Raw genomic sequence first — 18,494 nt, 5'->3', positions numbered from 1 at the left:
ATAAAATCTTACCTAGTCTTGAGAGGATTGTTTTTGTGGGTTGAAAGAAGCCTGTAATTGCTGAAACTTGGCTTCTAAGCGATCAATTTCTTGATTGAGTTGGCGTGTTTCTCGATTGAGGTCGTCCATTTGCCAACGCGGGGCAAATATCCCGCTGTCTTCTTTTAGAGCATCTTCAACAAAGAATAAATGACTTTGCAATGAACGTTTTAACTGTTCTGGCGCACGCTGAATTTTACCGAGTTCATGCGCCAGTTGTGGACCAATCCAAGGTGATAAATGCGCAGCGAGATCAGGCTCAGCTTGCTGCATAATTCTTTGAATATCTTGTAATAAGTGATAGTCGCCTTGTAGTGGGATATTGCCAATTTGATCCATATCACTGAATAACAATTTGACTAACGCCACTACGTTTTCAACATTTAGGGTTGCTGTTGCATCACTAATCTTATTCTGATTGTCGAAAGGTCGTTGTTCAAAGATGGACGGTGTTTGACTCTGTCCTGTCACCGTCGGTTCCAGCCGAACTTTATTTTCATCAAAAAACACATCAACAGAGAGTTGGGGACTATCGATCACCACTCGCAATAATTGACCTTGTAATTGATTGAGTTGAACGCGTGTAATCGCATCCAAATCAATCACATGATGAATGAGTCGTTCGACTGCACCGAGTGCTAAAATCGACCACATTGCGAATTCCTTAAAATCTGAACCTTACAGTTTGAATCCACGGTGAACAGCCACGATACCACCTGTTAAGTTGTGGTAGTCACAGCTTTGGAAGCCTGCATTTTCCATCATCCCTTTTAAGGTGCGTTGGTCGGGATGCATACGGATCGATTCAGCGAGGTATTTATAACTTTCAGCATCATTCGCGACCAATTTACCCATGATCGGGAGTGCCGTGAATGAATAAAAGTCGTATAGTTTCGAGAAAGGTTCAAATACAGGTTTTGAAAACTCAAGTACCAATAAACGACCACCTGGCTTAAGGACACGATACATCGCCTGTAAGGCAGCATCTTTATCGGTCACGTTACGTAAACCAAAACTGATCGTGAGTAAATCGAAGCTATTGTCTGCAAATGGCTCTAAGGTTTCTGCATTGGCAAGCACAAAATCGACGTTGGTACAGCCCGCATCAATCAGACGATCACGACCCACATTCAACATGGATTCATTGATATCTGAAAGTACCACATGGCCTTGGGGACCTACTTCGCGACTAAACACTTTCGCAAGGTCACCTGTACCGCCTGCGATATCTAATACATGCTGTCCACGACGAACACCAGACATATTAATGGCAAAGCGTTTCCAAAGGCGATGGATACCGAATGACATGAGGTCATTCATGATGTCGTATTTGCTTGCAACCGAATGGAAGACTTCAGCAACTTTTTGTGCTTTATCATCACTACTTACGGTTTGATAACCGAAGTGAGTCGTCTCACCGACATTTCCTGTATTTGCACCACGCGGTAAGTTGTATTTCGGTACTGAACCCGTCGGTGTTGATGTTAGACCTTGTTGTAATGTTTGTTGCTGGCCTTGTGGTGTGCCTTGCGGAAGGGGTGAGCTTAGGAATGGGCTGACTTTGTCTGAACTTGGTTTTTGCTCAACTTCTGGGGTGGGCTGTTGGTTTTCGTTAGACATTGTTTTCTCCTAAACTTTCGTTCTAGCGGCACGAATCAGCATGCATGATGACAGATTTTGTAATTTTTTACAGGCTTTGACATGTAATTGTTATGAATAATATACAGAAACTCATTTTCTCAAAAGGGTTTTTATTTTGAATTATGTTGAGAAAAACCTCCCTCTTATTGAAGAGGGAGTGCGTCAGTTATTTATACTTGAAATGGAACAGGATCCCCAGCATGAACTTTGTCAATAATTTCACGCTCTTTTTCAGTAAACGCCTGAATAAAAACCGCAGCAGATTTTAAGGGTTTCATTGCAGCAAAACCTTCTTGAATGAATTCGTACATCCCTTCAAATTGATATTTTTTGGCAATACCTTTGCACATCTTAAAAGCAGCGTACATCATAGTAGAACGCATATATTTATCTAAGGTTACGCCCAACTCATCGAGGAGTTGTAATTGTTCATAACGCGCTTCACCTTGATCAAGTTTGACCAGTGTCTGGCGCATGATTTCATCGGTTATCGGTGTGTCTAAAGGGTAGTCTTGTAAGAGTTGGATGGCGACTTGCTCATCCAAACGTGTTGCAAGTACTGCCAGACTAACTGACTTTGTGCCCGTTTTAATGGCATTTTCAGGAAGTAGACTTTCCGCTTTGTGGGCATATTTCAGTAAGCGTTCGATTTGCTGTGCCATAGCATCAAAATCAGGCCCACCATATAAGCGATTTAAGAAATATTGCGCCATTAACTGATTTTCAGGCTGAGCAAAGAAATCTTGATGCGTTGCCGCAATGCGTGCTTTCATCCATGCTTGTGCATCATGTAGGCGTTGGGCAATCGCTGGATTTTGGTGGTAATTCAAATTTTGATATTGTAATAAAAGATCATCAAATGCAGCGAGTTTTGACATATTCGCACTCAAAGAAAATAAAATCATGAAATCATAGGCTGCATGATACCCAAGAACCATGACAACATAAACGCTAAATGTTTAACAATTGGTCACTACAAAGCTCCATTTATTTTATTCTACAGAAATTGTACATTTGTTTTTTTAAAGTCTATTCCAGTTATGACTATACTCAATTTTAATAAATCATACACTTAGAGCAAAAAATGAGTGAACAACAACCCGTATTTGAATTACGTGATGAAGATGAGCTTTCTTTAGATTTGATTGAAGCGCAGTACGCATTAAAACAAAGCCAAGATCAAAAAAATGCAAAAAGTGTGTTAGTGCTGGTCAGTGGTATTGAGCTGGCAGGCAAGGGCGAAGCGGTTAAACAGCTAAGAGAGTGGGTCGACCCACGCTATCTACGTGTTAAAGCAGACGCACCGCAACGTATGTCAAATAGCCAAGCATTTTGGCAATCGTATACGCGATTTATACCTGCTGAAGGTCAAATCGTGGTGATGTTTGGCAATTGGTATAGTGATTTACTCGCAACTGTGATGCAGGATGCGAAGGCTTTGGATGACAAAGCATTTGATCGTTATGTCGAAAAAATGCGGGCATTTGAGCATGATTTACAACAGAACCATGTGCATGTGATTAAAGTTTGGTTTGATCTGTCTTGGAAAGCCTTGCAAAAACGTTTGGATCAAGTAGATCCATCTGAACAGCATTGGCATAAACTGCATGGGTTGGATTGGCGCAATAAAAAGCAATACGAGACTTTGCAAAGCTTCAGTCAACGTTTTACTGAGGATTGGTTTATCATCGATGGCGAAGATGAAAAACGCCGAGATCAATGTTTTGCTCAGTATGTTTTACAGACTTTGCAAGCCTTGCCAGAACATCAAACATCCGCAGCAAAAACATGGCAGCAGGCAGAGATTCCTCAACAATTGGTACAACCAGAGCAGCAAGTTTTAGAAAAAGAGCGCTATAAAGATGAGTTGAATGAACTGACCAAAAAAGTTGCAGAAGCATTACGTTGCGACGAGCGTAAAGTGATTATTGCGTTTGAGGGAATTGATGCAGCAGGTAAAGGCGGTGCGATTAAGCGGATCGTGAAAAAGTTAGATCCGCGTGAATATGAAATTCATAGCATTGCCGCGCCTGAGCGCTACGAATTGCGCCGTCCTTATCTTTGGCGCTTTTGGAATCGACTCAATGACAGTGGAAAAATCACTATTTTTGATCGGACATGGTATGGCCGTGTGTTGGTGGAGCGTGTTGAAGGATTTGCATGCATACCTGAATGGCAACGTGCTTATAATGAGATCAATCGTTTTGAACAGAACTTAATTGATAGTCAAACCGTCATTGTTAAGATTTGGCTGGCGATTAGCAAAGATGAACAAGCATTACGCTTTAAAGAACGGGAACAGACACCGCATAAACGTTTTAAGATCACAGAAGAAGACTGGCGTAACCGTGAAAAATGGGATGATTATTTAAACGCAGCCGCGGATATGTTTGAACGGACCAGTACCAAGAATGCCCCGTGGCACATCATTGCGACCAATGATAAATATAGCGCACGTATTGAGGTATTGAAGGCGATATTAAAACAACTGAGCGTAGATTAAGCGCTCAGTTGTTTATTGACCTTGGAAACTTCAGTCGATTAAGTCTGTTGAACCAAACCCGCATCTATTGAAGATGGTTTAGCGGTAACATTTTTATGCTGGCGGAATACAATCAGTGTGGCAATCAGACTAATGATGGCGGCAAACATCAGCCAAAATGCAGGCATACTTTTGCTACCAGTTTCTTGCACGAGATAGGTTGCGATCATGGGGGTTAAGCCACCAAAAACTGAAGTTGCTAAGCTATAAGCGACGGAGAAACCTGCGATACGCACTGAGCTTGGCATCATTTCGGTGAGTGAAACCACCAGTGCCCCATTGTAGAAACTATAGAGTAGTGATAACCACAACAGTGCCATCAACATATGCGCAAGACTAATGTCATGTGCTAACCAGTTGAGCAACGGATAGGCGCTGATAAAAATCAATACAGTTGTGATGATCAAGAGTGGTTTTCGACCAAACTTATCTGAGAGATGACCACCAATCGGTAACAGTAAAAAGTTGCTGGCACCGACCATAACGGTTGCGATTAAACTTTCGGTACTGCTTAAATGCAGCACTTCCTTGCCGTAGGTCGGTGTATATACCGTAATAAAATAAAACATGGTGGTGGTGGTCGCGACCATGCACATACCCACCAGTACAATTTTCCAGTTTGCAGCGAGTGTCGCCATGATTTGTCGCGTGCTTGGATGCTCTTTACGTGAAGCAAAGGCTTCTGTTTCTTGCAAAGATTTTCGTAACCAGAAAATAAAAGGAATAATGGCGCAACCGACGAAGAAGGGAATGCGCCATGCCCAAGCGTCTACTTGTGCCTTGGTAAATGCTAAGCTGACCAGATAACCCAATGTTGCAGCAAAAATAACAGCGACTTGTTGGCTAGCAGATTGCCAACTGGTGATAAAACCACGGTTATGTGGTTCAGCTATTTCTGATAAATAGACAGATACGCCACCGAGTTCGACACCTGCTGAAAACCCTTGAGCCAGACGGCCGACGAAGATTAAAACCGTGGCTGCAAATCCAATACTGGCATAACCTGGGGTCAGCGCGATCAGCAAAGAACCTGCGGCCATGATGCTCAACGTGACCATTAAGCCTTTACGTCTTCCGATTCGATCAACGTATGGACCAAGAACCAAAGCGCCGATCGGACGCATTAAAAAACTCACTGCGAAGACCAAAAAGGTTTTCATCAGTGCGGCATAGCTACTATCGGAGTGAAAAAAGGTTTGACCTATGGCTTGTGCATAAAGCCCAAAAAGGAAGAAATCATATTGTTCGAGAAAATTCCCGCTGGTGACATTAAAAATTGCACGTATTTTTGACGTTGTTGGTCCGTGTTGCACAACGACTCTCCATCATTCATTTGTCATCGTGTGATGGAGCATAAAAATACAATCTTGATCTAAACTTAAAAAATTAAGTGAATATTAACGCTTCTGTTGTTTTTATGTAGTGCAGTGTTTCCCTGCGAGACGAGTCATCTTACAGGGAACAAAAGACCTCTTCCATCATAATTCACACCCACTGTGTAGTTCTCTCACTGGGAGAAACAAAAGGGATTGATGAAAGAGGTCTAAATCAATATTTTAATGCGGAGAAATTTATTTAGTTAAGTGTAAGGCTTTTTTGTTGAATACGTTTGGCTAGGTTATAGCAGTCTTCGATATGTAGTTCGGTGATTTTTTTCATCATAAAATAACCTAAACTTGCTGCAATAATTTGTCCGCCTAGAGGAATAAATTTGGTCACTTGTTTGGTGGCGATTTTGGCAAAGAAACCATTAAAGGATTTTTTCATGGCAGTGCGTGCGACAAGGAATCCTGAAAACTCAAAACCACGTTTACGTAATTCATTCCAATGGATTTTTTTAGTTTCTGGGTCATAGACGCTGATATGTTCAGGTGCTAGACCAAAGCGAGAGTTAATATCTGGAATGACTTGGGTCAGCATGCTCAAGTCAACCACAACATCAAAAAATGGAATGGGTATAATCGCTGCACCTGCCGAATAATAAGCGGTTTTTTTTGTACGTTCTAAGCATTCTTTACGGATTTGTTCCAAATTTAAACTTGGGTCAATAAAGTCAGGCGTTTTTTCAATTTTCATAAAGTGATACCTAAGTCTATCCTTTGAATATGGGATTTTTTGGGGTGTATGTATAAATAGTCAACAATACTTTATTCAACCTTATTCAATAACAGTTTTCAAAACAATTTTTATATTTCATTGTTTGATTAACGTGACATAGTTCTACAAGCTTGTATAGTAACAATTATGTGCATGTGAAATGGTGCTTTTTTGATGAGGTTGTATTAACGCATGGCGATTCATGTTATTCAAAGTCAACGCCTTGAAGTATTATTGCAAGGCGTGATGGCATCCATCACTCAACCAAGCGCTACGCCATTTCAAGTGTTTAAAACGCAACACTTTGTTGTCCCTAGTCCTGCTCAAGAACAATGGTTAACGCAGAAAATCGCAGAGCAACAGGGCATGACTGCAAATTATCAATTCCATCAAAGAATCCGTGGTTTCCAATGGTATGCCTACCAACAAGTTCTCGATGATAAAGAGAAGGTGCGTAAAGCCAATATTCCGCGCTTGATTTTAAAATGGCGAATACATCAAGCTTTGCAACCTTTTATTCAAGCAGATCAAATCAGCTTGGCGATGGAACATCCTCTCTATTCAATCGTACAGCGTATCTATGACAGTGCCGATCAGTTGCAACAAGGCACAGAAAAACAGCTTAAAAAGCAAAGTATGTTGTATTGGGTAGCCGAACAGGTTTCACAGTTGTTTAATAACTATATGATTTACCGTGGTTATTGCCAGCGCGGTTGTCAACAAAATTGTACTTGTTCGAGTAATTGGTTGTCGACTTGGGGACAAAATCAAACGCTCGATATTGAAAATTTGATTTCTCACTCAGATCAGCAAATTTCGGCTTTTACGCTTAATCAGACCCAGCAATTAGAAGCGTGGCAACGTTGGTTATGGCACAACTATTTTCATGCTGACTTTTTGGAAATGCAAAGTATTGATGCTGATTTCTGGAAACTTCTGGACAATGAGCAGACAAGATCGCAGGCGTTGGCTCAACTTCCGAATCAGGTCATCGTTTTCACGCTTTTGGATCTTCCACCTAGCCAATTACAGTTCTTACGTCGTTTAGGACAATATCTTGAAGTCTTGATTTTGCACTATAACCCTTCACAGGAATATTGGGCGGATAGTGTCGATCCACTTTGGAAGCAACGTTATGATCTCGGAGTAAAAGAACGTTTCATTGTGAAGAATCCAAAAGCGACGGATGCGCAAATTGCAGCATTTTTTGAAAGCTTTAGCTTGGGTTTTAATGCCTTAAATCGTGAATCTCGTCATCCTTTGTTGACTCGTTTAGGCAAACAGGCGCGTGATCATTTTTCGCTGTTATCGCAACTGGCCACAGGGGAAGAGGGTAATTGGGTTGATGCATTTGAAGATTACTTTCCAGATAGCTTACTTGGTCAAATCCAGTCGGATATTTTCTATTTGGCTGAACCTATAGCTCAACAATATGAATTAGCACCTGATGATGAATCGATCCAATTTCATGTCTGTCATTCCAGTTTGCGACAGCTTGAAGTGTTAAAAGATCAGTTGGTGCATTGGTTATCTCAAGCGGACACCATGCCTCGTCGTCCAAGTGATGTGCTGATTTTGACCCCAAACCTAGCAGAGCTTGAGCCTTTAATTCGTAGTGTTTTTCCTGCTGTTCCCAATGAGCATGATGTATTTTTACCGATCAAAATAGCAGGGGTCGCACAGTTAGATGCGTTGAATGCATGGCGGGCGGTGTTAGGTCGTTTGCAGTTGACCCAAGGGCGGTTTACGCAGGATGAGTTTGCCGACTGGTTGAATCTAGCGGCAACACAACAACGTTATGGCCTAGATTATAGTCAAGTCCAACGGATGTTAGCGTTGCTCAGTGATGCTGGTTTCAAACGTGGTTTGGACGCGGAACATTTAAAACAGAGTCTCACTGAGGCTGATCAAGACTATCGTTATAGTTTTAAATTTGCTTTAGACCGTTTGGCTTTAGGGATTGCTGTGCCTGCACATGTGATGGTGCAACAGACCTTAAGTTATGCGTTGGTACAGCCGAGTGACTTTGAGTTAATTGGTATTTTGATTCAGATTTATCAAGACTTCGCTGCTCGACGAGACTGGTTAACGGTGCATAATCAAGGTCAGCGTTTGCCTGTGGAAACATGGCTAACACGGATCAAGGCAGATGTTCAGGAGTTTGAACAGGCCGATGTGACGGCTTTAAAAGCCGTCCGAGAAATCGTGCAAAAGCAAGAGCGTATGCTGACCTTGGCCAGTTATTATGACGATGCCGAAACCCAGTTGCGTCAAATTTCATTGCCGCTGCCTTATATCATTGAAGAAATACAACGCACTTTAGAAAGTCAGTCGGCACAAGTTGAGCCGACTGGACAGATTACTTTCAGCCAGATCGGACAGATTCGCCCGATTCCTTATCGCTTAATTGTGTTGTTGAATTTAGATACAGGAAAATTCCCAAATCGGGACAGCCATATTCCATTTGATTTGATGGATGCATTACGCCAACAGTTAGGTGATCGTTCCCGTTTGGAAGATGATCAAGGTGCATTTTTGGATGCAGTGTTGTTGGCGCAAGAGCAATTATGGCTATTCTATAATGGCTTTGATATTAATGATGGCGAAGTCAGAGAGCCTTCGAGTGTGTTGCAAGGTTTTCGAGATCATTTGGCTTTGATTGTGAAAGCCCCTCTCTCTAAATCTTTCCCAGAGGGAGAGACTTCCTTTGATTCTTTTGGGGAGGGCTATGAAAAACTCCAGATCCCTGCTCAGCTTTACCCGCTTTATTCTCTGCATCGCTTACAACCTTTTGATCCACTGGGTTTTATCGCGGAGCGTCCTGTTCGTTATCAAGACCAGTGGTTTAAAGTGGCTTCACACATTCAACAAGTCAAAGGTGAGCGACAGGCATGGGCGAATACCCCTTATCCAGTTGAAAACAATGAAATGACGATTTTGGATAGTCGACAATGGATTCAGGATGTGACTTTTCCAGCGCGACTGTATTTAAAAACTTTGGGTGTGGAAAACCTCAGTGCAACAGAATTAGTTGATCAAAGTGAACCTTTGTTATTAGATGGTTTAGGTAAATATGCGATTCGACATTTTCTCCAGCAGCAAGATGTACAGCAGCACAACCAAATGCTATCACCCCGCATTTTGCAAGATCAACTCCCTGTGGGAAAAGTACAGCAAAGTGCATGGCAACAAAGTTGTTTAGAGCAACAACGATTGCTTGAGCGGTTGCAGCAATATGCCCCAGCGCCAACAGAAACCACGCAACGTGTTTGGCGCATCTCGAAACAACTCCAGATGAGCTGTATTAGCCCTAAACAAATGACGCAGGATTGGGTCAGTTTGGATGCATCCAGTGCGCGCGCAAAACGTCTGGCCAAAGTTTGGTTGGAATATTTACTTTGGTTGACGATATTGAATCATGACTCGGCAACAGCGAAACGCCGTATCGTGGTGTTTAGTGATCAAACCGTGATTTGTGAGGGATTAAGTTCTCAGCAAGCACATCACTATTTACACGCATGGTTGCAGCTTTGGCAGACTGCTCAACAGCAGCCTATCGTTTTACCTGCGGCACTGATTTTAAAACCACTTGAAAAAGTCAAACATCTGGAATGGACTGAACAGAATGATCAACATCATTTAACGGAAGACAGTCAAAAACAAGTATTGAAAGATTGGAATGATACGGGTGATTTTTCTGGTTTTGATATGAGCCAAAATGAAGCTTGTAAACTGCATCGAGATTGGCAATTTATTCTACAAGAACAAGATGCAGCCGCACTATTACAATATGCCTGTAATCATTATAGCTATGCGCTGTATCAACCAATTTTTGAATATTTACGGGTGGAGTAAGACATGCATTCAAAATATCCTGTGTCTTATCAACCGATTGGTGATATTCAATTCGAAGGTTTGCATCTGATTGAAGCTTCGGCAGGTACAGGGAAAACCTATACCTTATCAAGCTTGATGGTTCGGATTTTATTAGAAAAATATCTGCCCAATCAGGTGATTGCGACGACATTTACCCGTGCTGCTGCCGCAGAACTCAAAAGCCGTATTCGTGCACGTTTGGTGGAGATTTACCAATATTTAGAACCATTACGCACGCGATTAGATGTCGATATTTACAAACTTGCAGCGCAAGAATGTGATCCGCTTAAACAGCATATTTTACAAACATTTGCACCACGTATTGCCTATGCTTGCGAGCGTTTAAAACTCGTCATTGATCAGTTGGATGAATTATTCGTTGGTACATTGGATAGTTTTAGCCAAAAGCTGTTAAGAGAATTTGCTTTTGAAAGTGGCAAGATTGAACGTGCGCAGATTACCGAAGATGCGAAAAGTTATACCCGCCAGTTGATTCATGATGTGTTACGAGAATGGATTCAATCACAGCCACAACAGGTCATTGATGCCTTGTATAGCGTGGGCGGACTGAAAAGTGTCGATCATTTTGTTGGGATGGTGGAAAGCTCGCTGAATTTTAGCTCTGCCCAGTTTAAGTTGCCTGAAATGCCCGAAATTGAGCTGGCGCAGCAACAACAATGGCAACAACAAGCACAGCAAATTGAGCTCAGTACTTTGGCTGAATATTTTAATTTAGACGGCGCTTATTATTCTCATATTAATGGCACGTCTTTCCGTAACAATGCTTTTAATAAATTATTTTGCGAAGCGTTACCACAGCTATTAAAAGCCCTCTCAGATACTGAGAATGTACAAGTGTTTGATGCCTATTTTGCCGATGCACGAGAGGCTGTATTTAAGTTTTTAGATAAGCTTGACCACCAGAAGATTTTTAAAAAATGCCCTGCGGAGATTGCAGAGGGTTTTTACCAACATCCGACCATTTTACAACTTCAAAAACTTTGCCAATCGCTACAGCAAACACAGCAGCAGTTCGAACAGTTGCAGGTTTATTTAAAAGCCTATTTGTGTCTCGAAGTGAAGAAACGTTTACCACAAGTATTGCAGCAAAAAGGTGAAACCACTTTCGCTCAGCAAATCAAAACCTTATCAGAAGCCTTAAAAGGGGAGCAAGGTCAACGTTTTGCGGTGTTTGTACAGGCACGTTACCCGTTGATTTTGGTGGATGAATTTCAGGATACTAACCAAGATCAAGATGATATGTTGGCCAGTATTTGGCGGCATCCACAGCGCTATCAAAAAGGTTGCATGATTATGGTCGGAGACCGTAAGCAAGCGATTTATGGTTTCCGTGGTGGCGATATGCTGACTTTCCTGAATGCCTACCAAGATATTATGGCCAAGCAGGGGCGTGAGTATAAATTGATTCATAACCATCGTTCGGTCAAAGAATTGGTCGAGGTTGTGGATGTGCTGTTTCAGCGACACATGGATTTTGGTGAGCAGGTACTTTATGACCCAATTCAGGCAGGTTCACGTCCTCATCCTGCTCTGATTGAAGATGAGCAGATCAATCCTGCACCTTTACGTTGGTTACAGCTTCAGGATGGCAATGAACAAGCAACCCAAGTGGCTTGGAAAATTCAGAGCTTACTCAATCAAGCCCATTTGCAGCAATTGTACTTAGAAGGTGATGGTCGAAAAGCCATTTGTGAAGATGATATTGCGGTGCTTTCACGTAGCCACCGTCAATTGGATGAAGTGCAATACGTATTGCAGCGCTTGGGCATTCGGGTCAATCGACCATCAAAACGCAGTGTCTTTGATTCAGCGATTGCGCAGGATGTGGGAGCGTTGCTAACCACTTTGCTTCATCCTTATGATGAAGCAAAGTTAAAACGCGCTTTATTGAGCCGTTTATTTGGTTTTGATCTCACTCGATTATTGGCACTGGAACAAAGTGCGGAAGGACTGAGTCAGTATATTCAGCAGTTCGATGAGATCCGTGAAATGTGGTCGAATCAAGGTTTTTTATCTGCATGGCAACGCTGCTTAAATCAGTTTGGTATCTGGCAGCAATTGGTGGCAACTCAAAGCAAAGATAATGAACGCGCTGTGGTGAATTTGCGTCATCTTAGCGATATTTTGAGTCAGCACAGTGAACATGTGCAAGGTATACAGAACCTGTATCACTGGTATTTAAAACAACTGCATTCACCCAGCGATCGCGAGTGGGAATTGGAGCAAAAGCTTTCTAGCGAAGCGGGTGTACAGTTGATGACTATTCATCAATCCAAAGGTTTGGAATTTAAAATCGTCTTCTTACTCGGAGCGAACAAAGCATTCTCTGAAATGCAGAAGACTTTAAATTTCTCAACGACTGAAATTCAAGTACCCGAGACTGGACAGTCACGCACCCAGCGTGTGGTGGCGATCGCCGATAAAAACTTCTTACAACAAATTGAATTGGATCAACATCAGCAACGTGCGCAAGCTGAACAAAATCGTTTATGGTATGTGGCGCTGACGCGAGCCAGTCATCGTGTTTATGCGGTATTTGAGCCTGAAAAGGGTGATAAAAATAAACGTTCAGGTTTGGCGTTTTGGAAGAATCAAGGTGAAAGCTTCCAATATCCTTATAGTGCCGATGAGCGCTTGATCTTAGATCGTCCACAAGCATTGCAGACTCAGCAAGCCCAACAGGAAATCATTGTTTCTGCACAGCCTTTACCCGAGCAGCGTTTTTATGCTCGGGCTAAAACCAGCTTTAGTTATTTGGCACAGCATCTCAAACACAAAGCCAATCGCGTTGATCGGCTTGCCAATGCGGATCAAGCTTTTGAACAAGCAGAAGATGAATTAAATCTACAACTTACGACGAATGCAGTAAGCGCTGAGCCGATTGCTTGGATTAAACAATATTTTCCGAAAGGGACGTTGGCAGGGAATTTTCTGCATGAAATCTTTGAACAGATTGATTTTCAACATCCTGAAACATGGATAGAAGAAATTCGCCGCCGCTTTAAAAATACCTATCAAAGCTTATTGTTAGATTTACTGAGTCAATATCAACAACATTTTCCAGAACAGGACAATGCCGAACAACAATTATATCAATGGATGGCGGTGTGGTTACGTGAAGTATTGGCAACACCTCTGAATCAAGGCTTTCAATTAAAACAATTGACGACAGGACAATATCTTTCAGAATGCCCATTCTATTTGGCCTTGTCTGATCGTGTCCTTGCTATGCAGCGAGTGCAACAACTATTTGAAGAATACGATATCCACATGCCTGAGTTGCTTGAAGCCAAATCAGCGAGGTATCTCAATGGTTCGATTGACTTGGTGTATTTTGATGGGCAGCGTTACCATATTGCCGATTATAAAAGTAATTACTTAGGCAGTGATCAGGTGGATTATCAAGCGATTCAGATTGCTGAAAGTATGTCGCTGTCGAGCTATTGGCTACAAGCGGCATTATATTTGGTGGCATTACATCGTTATTTGCAGGTGAAATTGCAGAACTACGATATGCAGCAGCATTTGGGTGGCGCGTCGTATCTGTATTTACGGGGTATGAACGGACAAGCACAGCAGGGCTATTTCTACTGGAAACCTGAGGATGAATTTATCCTACGTTTAGATGCAATTCTTGGGTATTTTACTGAAGATAAATCTGGAAAAATGGTGTAGATAAAGTGAATGATTTTAAATTAAACAAAAACTTATTTTGTGGATAAGTCTGTTCATAAACTTGTGGACAAGCGTGTGGGTAAGTTTGAGGATAACTCTGTGGACAAACAAATCAGTAATCAGTCGGAAGCTTTACCTTGGCTCAATACGTGGAGTCGTTATCTCTCACAAGCTCCATTTTCTCAATCTGCACAAGCAGTTAGCGCATCAGTTATCTTGCAACAACTGGTTGAAGCCAGCTTAGACGGCGACAGTTGCATTGAAGTAGATTCAACACAGCTTGAAGCTTTGGGTGATTTGGCTGTAAGCAGCGAAATCGCAACGATTCAAGTTGCACCATGCGTCTATGATCAGCAGGGCTTGGCATTATACCGATATTGGAACTTAGAACAACGCCTCGCTGATCAGATTTGTCGATTAAAGCGACAAACGACTCAGGCAATGGATATTTCCAGCTATCAAGCCCTATTGAATGATGAATATCAACAAGCGGCGTTGAAAATGGTAATGCAACAATGGCTCAGCATTATTACTGGTGGACCAGGTACAGGTAAGACCTATACCTTGGCTAGAATTATTGCGGCGCTGAATCAGATGATTCCTGATATTCGTATTGCCATGGCTGCACCGACAGGTAAAGCGGCGCAACGGATGCAAGAGGCACTGCAAAACTCATTTAATGACCCCAAACTGCTTGAATCAGGTTTAGTCACCGATGAATTACGTCATCAAAATACGCAAACACTGCATCGTTTACTCGGTTTAGGGCATCAGCAGATTCCTCGCTTTCACGCCAAACAGCCTTTGCCTTATGATGTTATCGTGGTCGATGAAGCATCGATGTTGGATCTCAATCTCGCTACTTTATTGTTTGAAGCGGTGCCTGATTCATGTCGTATTATTTTACTGGGTGATGCCAATCAATTGGCTTCGGTCGATGTCGGTTCAGTTTTGGCAGATTTACAACAGGTCGAAGCCTTGACCGAAAATCGAGTACAACTGAAAAATAGTCGCCGTTTCTCTGATGAAGCCAAAATTGGACAGTTGGCACGGTTTATTCAAGCTCAGCAAGATCAAATAGAACATCACGCTGTGCTGCCTAAACTTGAATCGGAAATAGTAGTGCCTTCAACCTTGCAAGCCATTGCACTGTCAGAGGGCATGCCAGACCTGATTCAACTGGAATATTTGCCACAACAACCTGATTTTGAGGTTGAACCGTATCAACAAAAATTGATGTATGGTTTTCAGGGCTATGTGGATGCGTTAAAAAATTATCTACAATCGATTGACCCTGAAGATGAAATAGAACGAGTCATTCAGTCTTTTGATGATTATCGGATTTTAGCCGCAGTACGACATGGTGCTTTAGGGATAGAGCAACTCAATCGTTTTGCTGAACAATGGTTGAATCAACAACTTAAACAGATTGCAATCGGGGATTGGTACGTGGGACGTCCTGTGATGATGACGTATAACGACTACCAACTTGGGATTTCCAATGGCGATATTGGAATTTGCTTTAAACACCGTAGCCAATCGCAGCAATTTGAGGTATTTTTTCCGAGTTTAAATAAATGGATTGCTGCACATCGTTTGCCTCGAAATATGCAAACGGCTTTCGCTCTGACCATTCATAAATCACAAGGTTCTGAGTTTAGTCATACGGCAGTGGTACTTGATCAAGCAGCGGAAAAACTGCTTAGCCAAGAGTTGATTTATACGGCGATTACTCGTGCAAAAAAAGTAGTCACACTTTTGGCCGATCCAAATGCGTTATTACAAGCACTTACAATTCGAACGGTTCGTCGCAGTGGTTTAGTACAAAAGATCAATTTGGACGGATTGTGAACTTATACTTCAAAGTTCACAACTTTGTAAGAAAATGCTTACAAGGATTCAAGCAATTGGCGCTAGAGCTATCTGTGTGTTTTTGAGATTATGGACACACAAAGAGCCTAGTAGGGAAAACTAGGTAAATCGCAAAAATATAATAATAACGTCGTGATGACAGCGAACTTACAGTGAAGTAAGTGATAAAAGAGGAAACTTACAGCCGCTAAGCCTTGTAGTTTTGGGAGAGACTACAGGGCTTTTTTATTTTTACAAATAAAAGCCTAAAAATAGTGACCTTTAATATCGGTTGATTTCAAAGCGTGAACATTCACACTTTGATGGATTTTGCTGTTTAAGTGAAACAGAATCGACCCGTTTGATACTTCAATAAATCGTTTTGTTCCCCCACTTCATTGTTAGACAGTTATTTTTAATTATTAAGTTAATTGTTATACAGAATCGTACGTTTTAACTTACAAGGAGATAAGAGAAATGCTATTTTTCTCCACAATTGGTTGTGACAGAATGATCAGTATAAAGAGAAGAAAATTCTTTTCAGTTATATAAGAAAAATGATGTGTGAATCTCATTCAGAGGGTTTGAATGATCGTAAATAAAAAGATAAATAACAAAAATAAATGAAAATGAAAACAATAAAAATTAAGCGCAAAGCCCAAGCTAAAACTTGGGCTTTTTTGTATGGATTTGAATGTTAAACCGCTACACCAAATCATTTTCCGTACGATCAGTTGCAAACAATGAGCGACGTTGATTTTTTGGGATTTTTGGACAATTGGTTGAGATTTGATAGAGGGTTTTTGCCAGAGCAGGTAAATGTGTTCCGACGACAGATTTCCCAGTCGTTAAAAGCGAGACACTGATATCACGCTCAGGATCAGCCCAGCATAAAATGTTAGAGAAACCGATATGTCCAAAGGCTTGTCCAGTCATCGGGCCAAATAAGCCAATTGGGTTACTGCCGAGCATAGGACCTAAAGCATAACGCATCGGTGCAAGTAAGGTGCGATCTAAACTGATCCCTGATGTTGGTAGCGTCGAACGAAAAACCGTTTTGGCACTCATAATTTGTTTGCCCTGATATTCACCACCACTCAACAACATTTCAAAGAAACGACCTGCTTGTTCAGCACTGGTATAGATATTTCCTGCGGGGCAAATCGTATCCATAAACCGAGTATCGTTGGTGACATCAACTGCAAGCTGCAAACCACCGCCCAATACACGATGTAGATAATGATCTGTGCCCAAGCTTGGATGAATGCCTGTTGCGTAGTTGAGCGCGGCATCGGCACGATATTCAGGTTTTAGACCATAGTTAAAGTAGTCCAAGCCCATCGGTTTTTCTATATTTTCTGCCAAAAACTCACGAACGCTTTGACCTGTCACCCTCTGTACAATTTCACCTAAAATGTAGCCAGCGGTGACGGCGTGATAGGCCAGATGCGTGCCTGAAGGGGATACCGGTTTGGCTGCACACAGCAGCTTTAAGATTTCTTCTTGATTAAACAGCAGTTCTGGTGTGACTTCACTGTCAATACGAGGAATGCCGCCGCGGTGGGAAAGTAAATGGAAAATGGTGGCACGACGTTTCCCATTTACGCCATATTCAGGAATATAGTAGCTAATCGGATCAAGTAAATTTAGATCACCGCGTTCATCTAACATATGGATCAGCATGGCGGTGACCATTTTAGATGCCGAAAATAAGCAAACAGGTGTATCTGGTGTCCCGACTTTGGCATCGGCGGCTAACCCATCAGGCGAGTTGCCTTGAGCATGACCAATACTACGGTTAATTAGAATCTGTCCTTTTCGACGTAGACACAAGGTAATCAGTGGATAGTTACCTGTTTTGTACAAGTGTTCGACACTGTTCCAAATTTTTCCAATCTGAGCATCGGTCATTCCCCCGAGTTCAGCAGCAACTTCATCTTTAGAGCGAATGACTTGATTTAAATCATGGGGTACATAACAGGTATTGGTTGATAAAATTTTCACGATTCCCTCGCATTTTTTCGTTTTTCTTTCATTTCTGTCATAAATTGAAAACAGAACTCAGTTAGTGTGCCTCTTTTTATTCGGGCTGTCAGCTGCCGAAATGCCCGTGTCGTTAAAACATTTTTGCAATATAGTCAGAGATCACTTAAAATAGCCAACTTGCTGTAGTGATGCACGGCAGTCAGTTCTTAGAACTGATCAATATCATTTATTTTTTAAGCATCTCGGAGAAATCGAATGGCTTTAACAAACGCAGATCGCGCAGAGATCATCGCTAAATTTGCTCGTGCTGAAAACGACACTGGTTCACCAGAAGTACAAGTTGCTTTATTGTCTGCTCAAATCAATGATTTACAGAGCCACTTTAAAGAACACAAACACGACCACCATAGTCGTCGTGGTTTGATTCGTATGGTTAACCAACGTCGTAAACTTCTTGACTATTTAAATGGTAAAGATCACGGTCGTTATGTTGCTTTGATCGGCGAACTAGGTTTACGTCGTTAATTCGATTTGGCTTTGTTTTCGGTATTTCGCATGTCACAGTGCTTTATCGCTGAGAAGAAAGTTTCACCTAATCTATCTTAGGTGATTTTATAGAAGGGGCGCATGTTCGCTCCTTCTTTGTGTTTAACTTTTTTAAAAATCTTTGGTCTAGTGCGATGGCTTCTAAGCTTTGTCATTTATCTACACAGCAGTTGTAGTCTGAATGCCAAACCTTAGGGGTCTCACTAGAATTAAAACTAGG

Annotated in this window: 11 protein-coding genes; 5 read left to right on the top strand and 6 right to left on the bottom strand. The window is 41.8% G+C overall.

Annotated elements, in window-relative coordinates:
• Positions 1–12: 12 nt before the first annotated feature.
• The 3 genes from MMO38_RS09355 to MMO38_RS09345 all read right to left on the bottom strand — a co-directional run bounded on the left by MMO38_RS09355 (position 13) and on the right by MMO38_RS09345 (position 2,558).
• The gene (locus MMO38_RS09355; RefSeq protein ID WP_241323341.1) at positions 13–693 is read right to left on the bottom strand and encodes a hypothetical protein; all 681 of its coding nucleotides are present in this window, start codon (positions 691–693) and stop codon (positions 13–15) included.
• A gap of 24 nt (positions 694–717) precedes the next feature.
• Positions 718–1,659, bottom strand: a complete 942-nt coding sequence (ubiE, locus tag MMO38_RS09350; protein ID WP_004668404.1) for a bifunctional demethylmenaquinone methyltransferase/2-methoxy-6-polyprenyl-1,4-benzoquinol methylase UbiE — start codon at positions 1,657–1,659, stop codon at positions 718–720.
• A 191-nt stretch (positions 1,660–1,850) separates the two neighbouring features.
• Positions 1,851–2,558 (bottom strand): hypothetical protein, encoded by a 708-nt coding sequence (locus MMO38_RS09345; RefSeq protein WP_241323340.1) that lies wholly within the window; start codon positions 2,556–2,558, stop codon positions 1,851–1,853.
• Positions 2,559–2,764: 206 nt separating this feature from the next.
• Between MMO38_RS09345 and MMO38_RS09340 the strand changes: the two genes are divergently transcribed.
• Complete coding sequence (locus tag MMO38_RS09340) at positions 2,765–4,183, top strand: phosphate--AMP phosphotransferase (RefSeq protein ID WP_241323339.1); 1,419 nt, start codon at positions 2,765–2,767, stop codon at positions 4,181–4,183.
• A gap of 38 nt (positions 4,184–4,221) precedes the next feature.
• Here the strand turns inward: MMO38_RS09340 and MMO38_RS09335 are convergent, their stop codons facing one another.
• The gene (locus tag MMO38_RS09335) at positions 4,222–5,535 is read right to left on the bottom strand and encodes an MFS transporter (protein WP_241323338.1); all 1,314 of its coding nucleotides are present in this window, start codon (positions 5,533–5,535) and stop codon (positions 4,222–4,224) included.
• Positions 5,536–5,797: 262 nt separating this feature from the next.
• A complete protein-coding gene (locus MMO38_RS09330) occupies positions 5,798–6,298 on the bottom strand; it encodes a hypothetical protein (RefSeq protein WP_241323337.1) in 501 nt (166 codons plus the stop codon).
• Positions 6,299–6,511: 213 nt separating this feature from the next.
• On the opposite strand from MMO38_RS09330, the gene MMO38_RS09325 reads away from it, so the two are divergent.
• The 3 genes from MMO38_RS09325 to recD all read left to right on the top strand — a co-directional run bounded on the left by MMO38_RS09325 (position 6,512) and on the right by recD (position 15,742).
• The gene (locus tag MMO38_RS09325; RefSeq protein ID WP_241323336.1) at positions 6,512–10,174 is read left to right on the top strand and encodes an exodeoxyribonuclease V subunit gamma; all 3,663 of its coding nucleotides are present in this window, start codon (positions 6,512–6,514) and stop codon (positions 10,172–10,174) included.
• A 3-nt stretch (positions 10,175–10,177) separates the two neighbouring features.
• The gene (locus MMO38_RS09320; protein WP_241323335.1) at positions 10,178–13,891 is read left to right on the top strand and encodes a UvrD-helicase domain-containing protein; all 3,714 of its coding nucleotides are present in this window, start codon (positions 10,178–10,180) and stop codon (positions 13,889–13,891) included.
• Between the two features lie 99 nt (positions 13,892–13,990).
• Complete coding sequence (recD, locus tag MMO38_RS09315) at positions 13,991–15,742, top strand: exodeoxyribonuclease V subunit alpha (RefSeq protein WP_241323334.1); 1,752 nt, start codon at positions 13,991–13,993, stop codon at positions 15,740–15,742.
• A 705-nt stretch (positions 15,743–16,447) separates the two neighbouring features.
• Here recD and MMO38_RS09310 read toward each other — a convergent pair.
• Positions 16,448–17,746, bottom strand: a complete 1,299-nt coding sequence (locus MMO38_RS09310) for a beta-lactamase family protein (RefSeq protein ID WP_241323333.1) — start codon at positions 17,744–17,746, stop codon at positions 16,448–16,450.
• 237 nt (positions 17,747–17,983) lie between these two features.
• On the opposite strand from MMO38_RS09310, the gene rpsO reads away from it, so the two are divergent.
• The gene (rpsO, locus tag MMO38_RS09305) at positions 17,984–18,253 is read left to right on the top strand and encodes a 30S ribosomal protein S15 (protein ID WP_004668422.1); all 270 of its coding nucleotides are present in this window, start codon (positions 17,984–17,986) and stop codon (positions 18,251–18,253) included.
• Positions 18,254–18,494: the final 241 nt, after the last annotated feature.

Source organism: Acinetobacter sp. NIPH 1852 (genome assembly GCF_022549455.1).
GTDB lineage: Bacteria > Pseudomonadota > Gammaproteobacteria > Pseudomonadales > Moraxellaceae > Acinetobacter.
The sequence above is the reverse complement of the archived record's forward strand: the minus strand, read 5'-3'. Positions and strand labels throughout refer to the sequence as shown.